8 protein-coding genes are annotated in these 12,962 nt (G+C 70.5%); 7 read left to right on the top strand and 1 reads right to left on the bottom strand.

Going from position 1 to position 12,962, the window contains the following annotated elements:
* The 5 genes from VFJ94_RS02125 to VFJ94_RS02105 all read left to right on the top strand — a co-directional run bounded on the left by VFJ94_RS02125 (position 1) and on the right by VFJ94_RS02105 (position 9,267).
* Positions 1-1,305: a hemolysin family protein gene (locus tag VFJ94_RS02125; protein ID WP_325002522.1), complete on the top strand. Its 1,305-nt coding sequence runs from the start codon at positions 1-3 to the stop codon at positions 1,303-1,305.
* Between the two features lie 34 nt (positions 1,306-1,339).
* Positions 1,340-2,263 (top strand): GTPase Era, encoded by a 924-nt coding sequence (gene era / locus VFJ94_RS02120; protein ID WP_325002544.1) that lies wholly within the window; start codon positions 1,340-1,342, stop codon positions 2,261-2,263.
* Between the two features lie 170 nt (positions 2,264-2,433).
* Positions 2,434-5,643, top strand: coding sequence for an efflux RND transporter permease subunit (locus VFJ94_RS02115; protein ID WP_325002521.1), 3,210 nt, complete (start codon positions 2,434-2,436; stop codon positions 5,641-5,643).
* Positions 5,640-6,074 carry a hypothetical protein gene (locus VFJ94_RS02110; RefSeq protein WP_325002520.1) on the top strand — a complete coding sequence of 145 codons (435 nt, stop codon included), beginning with the start codon at positions 5,640-5,642 and terminating at the stop codon, positions 6,072-6,074. Before VFJ94_RS02115 ends, VFJ94_RS02110 begins: the two co-directional genes overlap by 4 nt.
* 37 nt (positions 6,075-6,111) lie before the next feature.
* On the top strand, positions 6,112-9,267 hold the full coding sequence (locus VFJ94_RS02105; protein ID WP_325002519.1) for an efflux RND transporter permease subunit: 3,156 nt from the start codon (positions 6,112-6,114) through the stop codon (positions 9,265-9,267).
* A gap of 30 nt (positions 9,268-9,297) precedes the next feature.
* Here VFJ94_RS02105 and VFJ94_RS02100 read toward each other — a convergent pair whose 3' ends face one another.
* Positions 9,298-10,059, bottom strand: coding sequence for an AfsR/SARP family transcriptional regulator (locus VFJ94_RS02100; RefSeq protein ID WP_325002518.1), 762 nt, complete (start codon positions 10,057-10,059; stop codon positions 9,298-9,300).
* 296 nt (positions 10,060-10,355) lie between these two features.
* Here VFJ94_RS02100 and VFJ94_RS02095 point away from each other — a divergent pair, with 296 nt between their 5' ends.
* Together VFJ94_RS02095 and VFJ94_RS02090 are read left to right on the top strand one after the other, a co-directional pair.
* Complete coding sequence (locus VFJ94_RS02095; RefSeq protein ID WP_325002517.1) at positions 10,356-12,551, top strand: multicopper oxidase family protein; 2,196 nt, start codon at positions 10,356-10,358, stop codon at positions 12,549-12,551.
* A gap of 190 nt (positions 12,552-12,741) precedes the next feature.
* Positions 12,742-12,962: hypothetical protein (locus tag VFJ94_RS02090; RefSeq protein WP_325002516.1), on the top strand; the 221-nt coding region annotated here is incomplete at its 3' end.

The raw sequence follows: 12,962 nt of genomic DNA, 5'->3' as shown, positions 1-12,962 counted from the left end.
ATGCTTCCCGCACTCGTCATCCCGGCGGTCGTCAGCGTCGTCGTCGCGTTCCTGCTGGCCGCCGCCGAGGCCGCGCTCTTTCGCATGTCCCGGGTCCGGGCCCAGGAGCTCTTCGACGAGGGACGGTCGGGGTCGAGGTCGCTGCTGACCGTCGTCGCCGACCCGTCGGCATACCTCGCCGTCATCGCGTTCCTGCGCGTCGCCGCGGAGGCCGCCACCGCGGTGCTCGTGACGCTCGCCGTCGCCGGGCTGGCGCCGTCGCTCAGCGCGGCGCTGTGGATCAGCATCGCCATCATGGCGGTCGTCTCCTTCGTCGTCGTCGGCGTGTCGCCACGCACCCTCGGGCGCCAGAACTACGACGCCGTGGCGCTGTGGAGCGCCCCGTTCGCGGTCGGGCTGCGCACGGTGCTCGGCCCGGTGGCGAAGGTCCTCGTCGCGCTCGGCAACGCCGTCACCCCGGGCAAGGGGTATGCCGACGGGCCCTTCCAGACGGAGGCCGAGCTGCGCGACCTGCTCGACATCGCGGGGGAGTCGGCCGTCATCGAGGAGGACGAGCGGGACATGATCCACTCCGTCTTCGAGCTCGGGGACACGGTGGCTCGCGCGGTCATGGTGCCGCGCACGGACATGGTCACGATCGACGCCGACAAGTCGCTGCGCAGCGCCATGTCGCTCTTCCTCCGCTCGGGCTTCTCCCGGATCCCCGTCGTGGGCGAGGACTCCGACGACGTCCTCGGGCTGCTCTACTTCAAGGACGTCGCGCGGCGCCTCACCGCCGCGCCTGAGGACGCCCGGCACCCGGCCACCGAGGTCATGCGGCCCATGCACTTCGTGCCGGAGAGCAAGCCGGTGGACGACCTGCTCCGCGAGATGCAGCGCGACCAGAACCACTTCGCCATCGTCGTCGACGAGTACGGCGGCACCGCCGGCCTCGTCACCATCGAGGACATCCTCGAGGAGATCGTCGGCGAGATCGCCGACGAGCACGACCGCGAGGCCCCCGGGGTCGAGGACCTCGGCGGCGGGACGCTGCGCGTGCCGGCCTCCATGGACATCGACGACCTCGCGGAGCTGTTCGACGTGAGCATCGACGAGGAGGACGTCGACACGGTCGGCGGGCTGCTGACCAAGGCGATCGGCCGCGTCCCCATCGCCGGGTCACAGGCCTCAGTGGCCGGCCTGTCCCTGACGGCGGAGCGGATGGCGGGGCGTCGGCACCGCGTGGCCTCGGTCCTGGTGCACCGCATCGCGCCCGAGGAGCGGGCCGAGCTCGAGCACGAGCGAGAGGGCGTCCATGAGCACTGACCGCACTGCAGAACCGGGCCGGGCCCCGGGCGGGATGGGGCCCCGCTCGCCGGCATACCGAGCCGGGTTCGCCTCTCTCGTGGGGCGGCCCAACGCGGGCAAGTCGACGCTCACCAACGCCCTCGTCGGACGCAAGGTCGCCATCACGTCGTCGAAGCCGCAGACGACGCGGCACACCATCCGCGGCGTGGCGACCACCGAGACCGCGCAGCTCGTCCTCGTCGACACCCCCGGCCTGCACAAGCCGCGCACCCTGCTCGGCGAGCGGCTCAACGACCTCGTGCGCCAGACGCTGCTCGAGGTCGACGTCGTCGGCTTCTGCCTGCCCGCCGACCAGCGGATCGGCCCGGGGGACGCCTTCATCGCGGCCGAGCTCCTCGAGCTGCGCACCGTGCGCCGGCGCCCGGTCGTCGCCATCGCGACGAAGATCGACCTCGTCGACCGGGACCGGCTCGCCGAGCACCTCGTGGCCATCGACCGGCTCGGCGACTGGGAGGCGATCGTGCCGTGCTCGGCGACGTCCGGTGAGCAGGTCGAGCGGGTCCGCGACCTGCTCGCGGCGCAGCTGCCCCTCTCGCCCCAGCTCTACCCCGACGGGGTGCTGACCGACGAGCCGGAGTCCGTCATGATCGCCGAGCTCGTCCGCGAGGCGGCCCTCGAGGGCGTCCGCGACGAGCTGCCGCACAGCCTCGCCGTCGTTGTCGAGGAGATGCTGCCGCGTGAGGACCGGCCGGCCGACAACCCGCTGCTCGACGTGCGGGTCAACGTCTTCGTCGAGCGCCCCAGCCAGAAGGCCATCGTCATCGGCCGAGGCGGCAGCCGGCTGCGGGAGGTCGGCACCAACGCCCGGCGCAGCATCGAGGCGCTGCTCGGCCAGCGGGTCCACCTCGACCTGCACGTCAAGGTGGCCAAGGACTGGCAGCGCGACCCCAAGCAGCTGCAGCGCCTGGGCTTCTGATCCGAGCCTTCGGGCGCCCAGTCCGTATGCCGCCGCGGCGTCCGCCAGGCTCCCCTCGCCGGGCCCTCGTCGCGCGCGGGTAACGCACCGGTCATGGGGCGATAACCGCGCCCGTGGTTGCCTCCTCCCACACGCCCGGCGAGGGCCGGCGCTAGGGGAGGTCGATCGAGATGATGCGGTGGATCATCGGCTCGAGCATCAAGTTCCGCCGTCTGGTCATCGTCCTGGCAGCAGGGGTCGTCATCCTCGGCGTGTCGCAGCTGGGCAGCGCCCGCACGGACCTGCTCCCGGAGTTCAGCCGGCCCACGGTGGAGGTGCAGACGGAGGCGCTCGGCCTGTCGGCGGAGGAGGTCGAGCAGTTCATCACCGTCCCACTCGAGCAGGACCTGCTCATCGGGATCGCCTTCCTGGACAAGATCGAGTCCGTGTCGATGCCGGGCCTGTCCTCCGTCGTCATGACCTTCGAGCCTGGCACGGACGTGCTCGACGCGCGCCAGGTGGTGGCCGAGCGGCTGACCCAGGCCGTCGGCGTCGCCGGCCTGCCCCAGGTGGCCAAGCTGCCGCAGATGATCCAGCCGCTGTCGTCCACCGCCCGGGTGGGCATGGTCAAGCTGTCCTCCGACTCGCTGAGCCCGATCGAGATGTCCGTGCTCGCCCGGTGGCAGATCGTCCCCCGCCTCATGGGTGTCGACGGGGTCGCCAACGTCGCGATCTGGGGCTTTCGCGACCGACAGCTGCAGGTCCTCGTGGACCCGGCCCACCTCCATGCCAAGGGCGTCGCGCTCAAGGACGTCATCCGCACGACGGGCAACGCGCTCGAGGTCTCCAACCTCGGCTTCCTCGAGGCCTCGTCCCCGGGCACCGGGGGGTTCATCGACACGCCGAACCAGCGCTACCACGTCTTCCACGAGCAGGCGATCAAGACGCCGGAGGCCCTCGCCAAGGTGCCGATCGAGGCGGAGGGGGCACCTGCTCCGCAGCCGGGCGGCCGGCCGCTGACCCTCGGCGACGTGAGCCAGGTCGTCGAGGGGCACCAGCCGCTCATCGGTGACGCCCTGTGCAGCGACGGCGACTGCATCCTCCTCGTGGTCGAGAAGTTCCCGGGGGTCAACATGCCGGCCGTGGCCAAGGGCATCGAGTCGGCGCTCGCGACGATGGCTCCCGGCCTCACCGGCATCAAGATCGACACCTCCATCCACCGCCCGGCCGCCTTCGTGGAGAGCTCGATGGCCAACCTGGGCCGCGCTCTCGCCGTCGGAGGGCTGCTCGCCCTGCTCGTCATCGCGCTCTTCCTCTGGTCGTGGCGCACCGCCCTGGTCGCCACGGTGGCGGTGCTCGTCTCGGCGGCCACGGCGTGGCTGGTGCTCTCCCGCACCGGCACGACCGTCAACGGCATGGTCCTGGCCGGCCTCGTGCTCGGGCTGCTCGCGATCGTCGACGACGCGATCATCAGCGTCGACCACATCGCACGACGGCTGCGCGAGCACCATGCCACCGGCCACGGGGTCCCGGTCTGGCGCGCGCTCACCGACGCCGCCCTCGACATGCGTGCGCCGGTCCTCTACGCGACCCTCATCGTGGCCGCGGCGACCATCCCGGCCTTCTTCCTGCCGGCCGAGGCCGGGGCGTTCCTGCCGTCCGTCGCGCTCGCCTACCTGCTCGCCGTCGTCGCGTCGATCGTCGTGGCCCTGATCGTGGTCTCCGCCCTCAGCATGCTGCTCCTCGCCGGCGCCGGGTCAGACCGCAACGACGGACCACTGGTGCGGTGGGTGCGCCGGGCCTACAGCGGGGCCTCCGAGACCCTGGTCGGCCGGCGTGTCGCGGCCGTGCTCGCCGTCGGGATCCTGGCCGTCGTGGGGCTGGTGGCGATCCCGTTCCTCGACCAGAACCACCGCCCACAGCTGCTCGAGCGTGACCTGCAGGTCGAGCTGACCGCACCCCCCGGCACGTCGCTGACCCGCATGGACGAGGTCACCGCCCAGGCGGTCACCGCGCTGGGCGCGGTCGCCGGTGTTGACCAGGTCGGGGCCCACGTCGGCCGCGCCGTGACGTCCGACCAGGTCGTCAACGTCAACTCGGCGGAGGTGTGGGTCAACCTCGACGAGGCCGCCGACTACGACGCGACCGTCGCGGCCATCAAGGCCGTCGCCGGCTCGCTGCCCGCCGTCAAGACCAACGTGCGCACGTACTCGGCGCAGCGGGTCACCGAGATCCTCGGGGAGTCCGGCGACGGGCTGGCCGTGCGGGTCTACGGCGAGGACCCCGAGGTCCTGCAGGCCAAGGCCGAGGAGATCCGTGGCGCCATCTCGGGCATCGGCGGCGTGCAGGGCGCCAGGGTCGAGACGACGGCCGACGAGCCCACCATCGAGGTCACCGCGGACGTCGCCCGGGCGCAGAAGGTGGGCATCAAGCCCGGCGACGTGCGCCGCACCTCGGCCACGCTCCTCTCCGGGCTCATGGTCGGCAACCTGTTCGACGCCCAGAAGGTCTTCGACGTCGTCGTGTGGGGCGCCCCGGGCATCCGGCAGACCCCCGGTGACGTGAGCAGGATCCTCATCGACGCCCCGAACGGCGGCGACCAGGTCCGCCTCGGGGACGTCGCCACCGTGCAGACGGTCCCTCGGCCCACCGTCATCCGCCACCAGGGCGCGAGCACGTATCTCGACGTCGTGGCCGGCGTGACCGGGCGCCCGCTCGCCGACGTCACGGGCGACGTGGAGGCGGCCATCGCCCGCGTGAGCTTCCCCTTCGAGCACCACGCCGAGGTCCTCGCCAACGTCGCGGACGCGCAGGCCGAGCGGTTGCGGGTGATCGTCATCGCGGTCGCCGTGGCCGTCGGCATCTTCCTGCTGCTGCAGGCCGCCTTCGTCAGCTGGAGGCTCGCGGCCGTGGGATTCCTCCTGCTCGCCCTGGCCCTCGCCGGCGGGGCCGCTGCCATCCTGCTGAGCGGGGCGGTCGTCTCGCTCGGCTCCCTCGCCGGACTCGTGGGCGTCCTGCTCCTCGCGGCCCGCGGCCTCGTCCTGCTGGTCCGGCGCTACCAGCAGCTCGAGCGCGACGGCGAGCCCTTCGGCGCCGCGCTCGTGACGAGAGGCACCTCGGAGCGCATCGCGCCGGTCCTGGCCACGCTGGTGGCCGCCGCGGCCCTGTTCACGCCGCTGGCCCTCTCGGGTCGCTCCGCCGGGCTGGAGGTCGTCGGCCCCATGGCCGTCGCCGTCCTCGGCGGACTCGTCAGCACGGCCGTCGTGCTCCTCGTCGTCCTGCCGGCGGCATACCTGCGCTTCGGCTACGTCGCGGACCGGGACACCTCGGCCGACGAGTTCGACGAGCTCGCCCTGCTCGACTTCGAGGTCGAGAGCGCACGGCGGGAGCAGCGGCCATGAGGCCTCGCCGCGCCGCCACCTCGGTGGCCGTGGCCGCCCTCGGCCTCTCCGCGTGCGCCACGGCGGCCCAGGAGGAGCACCCGAGCATCAGCCCCATGTCGATCGCCAAGGTGCGCAACTCCGACGGCGCCGAGGTCGCGAGGATCCGGCTCACGGCCGATGCCGAGCGCCGGCTCGGTATCGAGACGGTCAAGGTGTCGACGAGGGGCCAGCTGCTGCAGATCCCCCTCGCCGCCGTGTTCCTGGACACCAAGGGCACGCGCTGGGTCTACACGCGCCCGGAGCCCCGGTCCTACGTCCGCCAGGCCATCGGCGTGGCCGCCGAGGAGGGGCTGACGACCTTCGCCTCCAAGGGTCCGAAGGCCGGGACCGAGATCGTCACCGTCGGCGTGCCAGAGCTCTGGGGCGCCGAGACCGGCATGGACGACTGAGAGCCGACGGAGGAAGGGGCGGGCGATGCTTCGTTGGATGGTCGGGTCGAGCCTGAGGTTCCGGTTCCTCGTCGTGGCGGCGTCGGCCGCCCTCATGGTCTTCGGCGTGCAGCAGCTGCGCGCCACCCAGGTCGACGTCTTCCCCGAGTTCGCACCGCCCAAGGTCGAGGTGCAGACGCCCGCCCTCGGCCTGTCCGCCTCCGAGGTGGAGTCACTCGTCACGGTCCCGCTCGAGATGACGCTCAACGGCGTCCCGGGACTCGACACGATCCGCTCGAAGTCGGTCGAGCAGCTGAGCTCCATCGAGATGATCTTCACGCCGGGCACCGATCTGCTCACCGCCCGGCAGCACGTGGCCGAACGCATCGCCCTCGTCACGCCCGGCCTGCCGACGTGGGCCAGCCCGCCCTTCATGATCCAGCCCCTGTCGGCGACCTCACGCGTGCTGAAGATCGGGCTGAGCTCCGTCGACTCGACCGTCGACCTCATCGACATGTCCATGGCGGCCTACTGGACGATCCGCACGCGGCTGCTCAAGGTGCCCGGGGTGGCGAACGTGCCCATCTGGGGGGAGCGGCTGGAGATGCTCCAGGTCCAGGTCGACCCGGAGCGGCTCACCAAGCACGACGTGACCCAGGAGGAGGTCCTCACCGTCACCGCCGACGCTCTCGACTCCGGCCTCATCCAGTACAGCGAGGGCAACTACATCGGGCGCGGAGGCTTCATCGACGGGCCCCGCAACCGCGTCGGGGTGCAGTACGTCCTGCCGTTCACCGAGGCGCCGGACCTCGCGAAGCTGCCCGTCACGACGCGGAGCGGCAAGACGATCACGCTCGACCAGGTGGCGGACCTCAAACGGGACCACCAGCCCCTCGTGGGCGACGCCGTCGTCAACGACGGGCCCGGCCTCATGCTCATCGTCGAGAAGCTGCCCTGGGCCAACACGCTCGACGTCACCCGGGGCGTGGACCAGGCGCTCGCGGAGCTCACCCCGGGCCTCAAGGGCATGCAGGTCGACCCCTCGATCTTCCGGCCGGCGACCTTCATCGAGGAGTCGATCAGCAACCTCTCCTCGGCCATGTGGCTCGGCGCCCTGCTCATGGTCCTCATGCTGTGCCTGTTCCTCTACGACTGGCGCACCGCCGTCATCAGCGTCGTCGCGATCCCCCTGTCCCTCGTCGCCGCGGGGCTGGTGCTCCATGCCACCGGCACCACCATCAACACGATGATCCTCGCCGGGATGGTGATCGCCCTCGGGGACATCGTCGACGACGCCATCATCGGCGTCGAGAACGTCGTGAGGCGCCTTCGGCAGCACCGGGCGGCGGGCACCGGGGCACGGACGGCGAAGGTCATCCTGGAGGCGTCGCTCGAGGTGCGCAGCGCGATCGTCTACGCCACCCTCATCGAGATCGTCGCCATCGCCCCGATCTTCATGCTGGAGGGGCTGTCGGGGTCGTTCTTCCGGCCGCTCGCGACCGCGTACGCCCTCGCCCTCGGTGCCTCGATGCTCGTCGCCCTCACGGTCACCCCGGCGATGAGCCTCATCCTCTTCCGCAAACCCACCTCGCTCATGCAGCGCCGGTCGCCCGTCGTCCCTCCCCTGCAGCGCGGGTACCAGGCGGTGCTGGCTCGCATCGTCCGGCGCCCGCGCAAGGTGTATGCCGTCGTGGCCGTCGTCACTGCCGCGGGTGTGTTCGCCCTGCCCTTCCTCGGCTCCTCGCTCCTGCCCTCCTTCAAGGAGCGCGACTTCCTCATGCACTGGGTGTCGAAGCCCGGCACCGGGCAGCCGGAGATGTACCGGATCTCCCGCAAGGCCAACGAGGAGCTGCTGACCATCCCCGGTGTGCGCAACGCCGGCTCGCACATCGGCCAGGCCCTGCTCATGGACGAGGTGGTGGGAATCGACTTCGGCGAGAACTGGATCAGCGTCGACCCGAGCGTCGACTACGACACGACGCTGGACCGCATCCGCGAGGTGGTGGACGGCTACCCGGGTCTGCGCCGCGACGTCCTCACCTACCTCAAGGAGCGCATCCGTGAGGTGCTGACCGGCTCGAGCGAGGCCATCACCATCCGCATCTACGGGCCGGACCTCAAGGTCCTGCGCGAGCAGGCGGCTGAGGTCAACGAGGTGCTCGGCGGCATCCCGGGGGTCATCGAGAACCATGTCGAGACCCAGGAGGACATCCCGCAGGTGCGGGTGACCGTCAACCTGGCCGCGGCCGAGGGGCACGGGTTGAAGCCCGGCGACGTGCGGCGCGCCGCGTCGCAGCTGCTCGCCGGAGAGGAGGCGGGAGACATCTTCGCCGGCGGGAAGGCCCACGACGTCCAGGTGTGGAGCACCCCGCAGACGCGGCGCAACCTCACCGACGTGCAGAACCTGCTCATCGACACACCCCGCGGTGGGCGGGTCAGGCTGCGCGAGGTCGCCGACGTCGAAGTCGTCCCGGTGCCCAACGTCATCCACCACGACGACCTCTCGAGGAGCATCGACGTCGGGGCGAACATCGACGGCAGCCGGGACCTCGGCTCCGTCGTGGCGGACCTCGAGACCCGGCTCGCGCAGGAGGTGCGCTGGCCGTCGGAGACCTACTCCGAGATGCTGGGGGAGTTCACCGAGCGGCAAGCCGCGACAACCCGGCTCAACATCTTCGCCGGTGCCGCCGCGCTGGGCATCTTCCTGCTCCTGCAGGCCTCGTTCGGCAGCTGGCGCCTCGCGACGCTGTCGTTCCTGACCTTGCCGATCGCCCTCGTCGGTGGCGTCGTCGCCGCCATGCTCACCGGGCGAGTCATCTCGCTGGGCTCCTTGGTCGGCTTCTTCACCGTGCTCGGCATCGTGGCTCGCAACGGCATCATGCTCATCAGCCACTACCAGCACCTCGAACGCTTCGAGGGGGTGCCCTTCGGCCCGGGCCTCGTCGTCCAGGGCGCCAGGGAGCGGCTGGTGCCGATCCTCATGACGGTGCTGACGACGGGCCTCGCGCTCATCCCGCTCATCGCGGCCGGCTCCGTCCCCGGCCAGGAGATCGAGCACCCGATGGCGATCGTGATCCTCGGTGGCCTGATCTCGGCGACCCTGCTCAACCTCTTCGTGGTGCCGTCGCTCTACCTGCGTTTCGCACGACCCATGACCGCGCCGGAGCCAACGACGCCTCCCGCGCCCGCCACGGGTTCCTCACTGTCGCAGTGATCTTCGGTGACCGGTTGAGCCACCGCGGGCTCAGCGGCTCTGTCCCATCAGGGGATTCGTCGCAGAGCACGCCTGAAGCGGGCGGACGAGGTCGAGGAGCTGATCGGACACCGTCACCCCGAGCTCGCGGTAGAGGGTGTGGCGGAAGGCGTGGTAGACGCGCATCGCCTCAACGTTGTTGCCGTCCTCGAGGTGCACCCGGATGAGGGCGCGCTGCGCGCGCTCCCGGAGCGGGTCGATCCGCACCGCCCGCATCGCTGCGTCGAGGGCGCCGGCGAGGTCGTGGCGATCGAGCAGGCGCTCGGTCAGATCCTCGAGACTGCGCATCCGGGGCGGGTGCAGCAGGGCACGCTCCTCCTCCACCCACTCGTCGCTCCAGCCGGGCAGGAGGTCGTCGTAGCACAACAGCCCGAGGGCGTGCCCGACGTCGACGGCCGTGGTGGGCGCGGCGAGGTCTCGGATCACGGCTCGGAGGGCATGCAGGTCCACCTCGACACTGGCTGACAGCCGCATCGTTCCGTTGACCTCGACGACTCCGTCGGTGAGGTGCTGGAGATGCCAGACCGAGGCGCGGAGGTTCCCTTGTGCCCGAGCCTCGGAGCTCTCGGGCCAGAGAGCGCCGGCGACGTAGGAGCGCGTGCGCTCTCCCCGCATCGCGAGCAGGCTGAGCACCCGCTGCTCCCTCTGGGAGACGAGAGCGGCTGCTCCAAGGTGATCCAGCCGCCAGCCGTCGAGCAGACGGAGCGACCATGGTGCCGGGGGACGGGTTCGGTCGGCGACATCCGAGTCCATGTCCATTCCTTTGCACTTGTCAGGTGGGTGTGTGGCGTCCATGCCTTTCTGCCCGGTGTGAGCCCGACCCGGAAGGCCTCCCCAGCCGAGTGCAGACCACGGACTTCAGCGTGCCACGCACCGGGATTCGCCCGGATGGGATTGGGCGAAACCCGACGGCGGCGAAGGACACGATTTGGTAGCCGGTCGCGCGGCGGCCCGCGTTTCGGGGGCGGGCTGGTCCCAAGGAGACCCCAACCTCGCGCTGCGACGCTGATCGGGTGGCCGGGCCTGGCCACCGAGCAAGGGGGTTCCTCATGTACGCACGTGACGACAAGGCGGGAAGCGGCGGCGGGGTCTCCCGGCGCACGATGTTGCGGGTGGGGGCGGTCGGCGGGCTCGGTGCCGCGCTGACCGGCGCCCGCGGGATAGGGCTGCCGTATCTGGAGGAGAAGGGCCTGCTCTCGGCCGACGGCGCCTTCGCCGCGACGTCGATGAGCCTCGGCGACCTGCTGTTCTACGTCGAGGCGTTCCCGACGAGCCCGCTCATCCTGTCGCCGTTCTCGGACGCGCTTCCCATCCCCAGGGCACTCGCCCCGGTCCCCAAGCTTCAGTACAGCTTCTGGTCCAAGCCGCCCGGCCCCGGAGACGGTCAGCAGAACTCACTGGGCAACGAGCGCCACCAGATCTGGCCCAGCAGCATCAGCTACCCCGACCCCATCGTCTACAAGATCGACCTGCGGGTGGCCGCCCACTCCTTCACCAGCTCGCAGGTCCTGCCCATCGACGCGGCCGGCAAGCCGGCGGTCTCCTTCGACGCGTCCGGCCAGACCTATGCGCCGGGTACGGTCCGGACGCTGCCGGCGAGCACCATCTACGGCTTCAACGGCACCTTCCCCGGGCCCCGGATCAACGCGGAGTACGGCAAGCCGGTGCTGGTCCGCTTCGAGAACCACCTGCACGACAACGTGCTGGGACTCGACCGCCAGGACTTCGGCGCGCCCGACTGGTCCTTCCTCACGCACCTGCACAACGGACACACGGCACCCGAGAGCGACGGCAACCCCCACTACTGCATGAACTACGGGCCCAAGAGCCTGGGGTACGGACCGGGGACCTTCTGCGACAACCTCTACCTCAACTGGCCCGCAGGCGGTGACGACCGCGAGAAGCAGAGCTTCTTCTGGTTCCACGACCACCGTATGGACCACACCGGGTCCAACGTCTACAAGGGCATGGTCGGGCTCTACCCCATCTACGACCCGAAGAACGGCCTCGACATGGGCGACGAGACCCGGGGCTACCGGTTGCCGGGGGTGCGCACCAACCACGCGGACGGGTCCTTCGACGTCGACTACGACGTGCCGCTGGCGTTCTACGACTGCCGGCTGGACGACGGCGTCACGACGCACAAGGACATGCACGACGGGCTGGGGGAGTTCCCGGCCGCGAAGAACCCCGCGGCCCACCCCGAGTGGTGGGGCAAGACCTTCTTCAAGCACTTCCCCAACCACGGCTTCGTCGGGGACATCTTCACGGTCAACGGCACGGCATACCCGGTCATGGAGGTCAAGCGGCGCAAGTACCGCTTCCGCTTCCTCGACGCGTCCATCGCCCGCATCTACGAGTTCAAGCTCATGAGCTCGACGAAGGGTCCCCAGTCGGCGGCGTCGCTGGGCTACCAGGGGGACGAGCTCGAAGGGCAGTACCGCATCCCAGACGGCCAGCAGTGCATGCGCTTCACGCAGATCGCCTCAGACGGCGGCCTGCTCCCCTGGCCGATCAAGCGGGACTCGTTCGAGCTCTGGCCGGCCAAGCGGCGCGAGGTCATCATCGACTTCACGAAGTACCAGGACGGCACGCCGACCACCAAGGGCGACGTCATCTACCTCACCGACGTCCTGAAGATGCCCAACGGACGCATGTGGACCAACTCGTCCCGGTTCTCTCCCGACCCCAACTACAAGGTGCCGGTCCTCAAGTTCGTCATCGGCGACAGCGCACCCGACAACAGCCGGATCCCCACCGCCATGCGGCCCCTGCCGCCCCTGCCGAGCAACTGGCAGAGCCTGCTCGACAACCGGCTCATCTTCGAGGTCGAGCGCGGCAGCGGCGGAGGCGAGGTCGAGTGGCTCATCAACGGGCGGCCCTTCGACCCCACCACCAACGGGACGAGCCTGAAGAACCCGGCCGGGGCGACGCCGCTCGCCCAGCAGAAGAAGAACAGCTTCAACCTCTGGGAGATCCGCAACGGCGGCGGTGGATGGGTGCACCCCTTCCACCTGCACATGGAGGAGCACCGCACCGTCATGCGCAACGGCAGGAACGTGACGGGCGGGGATCCGTCGCACCCGGACGACCGCTCGCGCGAGGACCTCGTGGCGCTCGACCCCAGCGAGTCGGTGATCGTCTACCGAGGGTTCCGTGACTTCACCGGGCACTACGTGGCGCACTGCCACAACCTCGCTCACGAGGACCACGCGATGATGTTCGGCTGGGAGATCGTCCCGTAGCTCCGACGCCCGATGTGCCGTGTCGGCCCGTCCTGGCCGGCGCGGCACGCGGCCGGGATCGCCCCCAGAGGGGCCGCACTCCCCACGGCACTCCAGGCATCCACACTCCAGACATCCACACTCCAGACATCCACACTCCAGACACCCAGCAGCACAGACACCTTCCGGGGCAGAGATGAGGCAGATCGTCATGTCCAGCAGCGTCAGTGTCGACACCCAGGCTCTCCAGCGGGTTCAGCCGGTGCCCGGGCAGGCCGGGCTGGCCGTCCCGTGGCTCACGGTCCTGCCCATGGTGGTGGTGATGGCCTACGGCGACGGGTTCTGGGCGACGTCACTGCGCGGCGCGGTCGGCGCCGTCGCGCGGACCGGGGAGCCGTTCGCGGCCTGGTGGCGCCAGTCCACCCTGACCAT

The sequence above is a fragment of the Intrasporangium sp. genome (assembly GCF_035688975.1).
Classification (GTDB): Bacteria; Actinomycetota; Actinomycetes; order Actinomycetales; family Dermatophilaceae; genus CALMNV01.
The sequence above is the reverse complement of the archived record's forward strand: the minus strand, read 5'-3'. Positions and strand labels throughout refer to the sequence as shown.

Coding starts and splice junctions, on each gene's coding strand:
- VFJ94_RS02125 (WP_325002522.1), top strand. CDS start 1: ATGCTTCCCGCACTCGTCATCCCGGCGGTCGTCAGCGTCGTCGTCGCG.
- era (WP_325002544.1), top strand. CDS start 1,340: ATGGGGCCCCGCTCGCCGGCATACCGAGCCGGGTTCGCCTCTCTCGTG.
- VFJ94_RS02115 (WP_325002521.1), top strand. CDS start 2,434: ATGATGCGGTGGATCATCGGCTCGAGCATCAAGTTCCGCCGTCTGGTC.
- VFJ94_RS02110 (WP_325002520.1), top strand. CDS start 5,640: ATGAGGCCTCGCCGCGCCGCCACCTCGGTGGCCGTGGCCGCCCTCGGC.
- VFJ94_RS02105 (WP_325002519.1), top strand. CDS start 6,112: ATGGTCGGGTCGAGCCTGAGGTTCCGGTTCCTCGTCGTGGCGGCGTCG.
- VFJ94_RS02100 (WP_325002518.1), bottom strand. CDS start 10,059: ATGGACTCGGATGTCGCCGACCGAACCCGTCCCCCGGCACCATGGTCG.
- VFJ94_RS02095 (WP_325002517.1), top strand. CDS start 10,356: ATGTACGCACGTGACGACAAGGCGGGAAGCGGCGGCGGGGTCTCCCGG.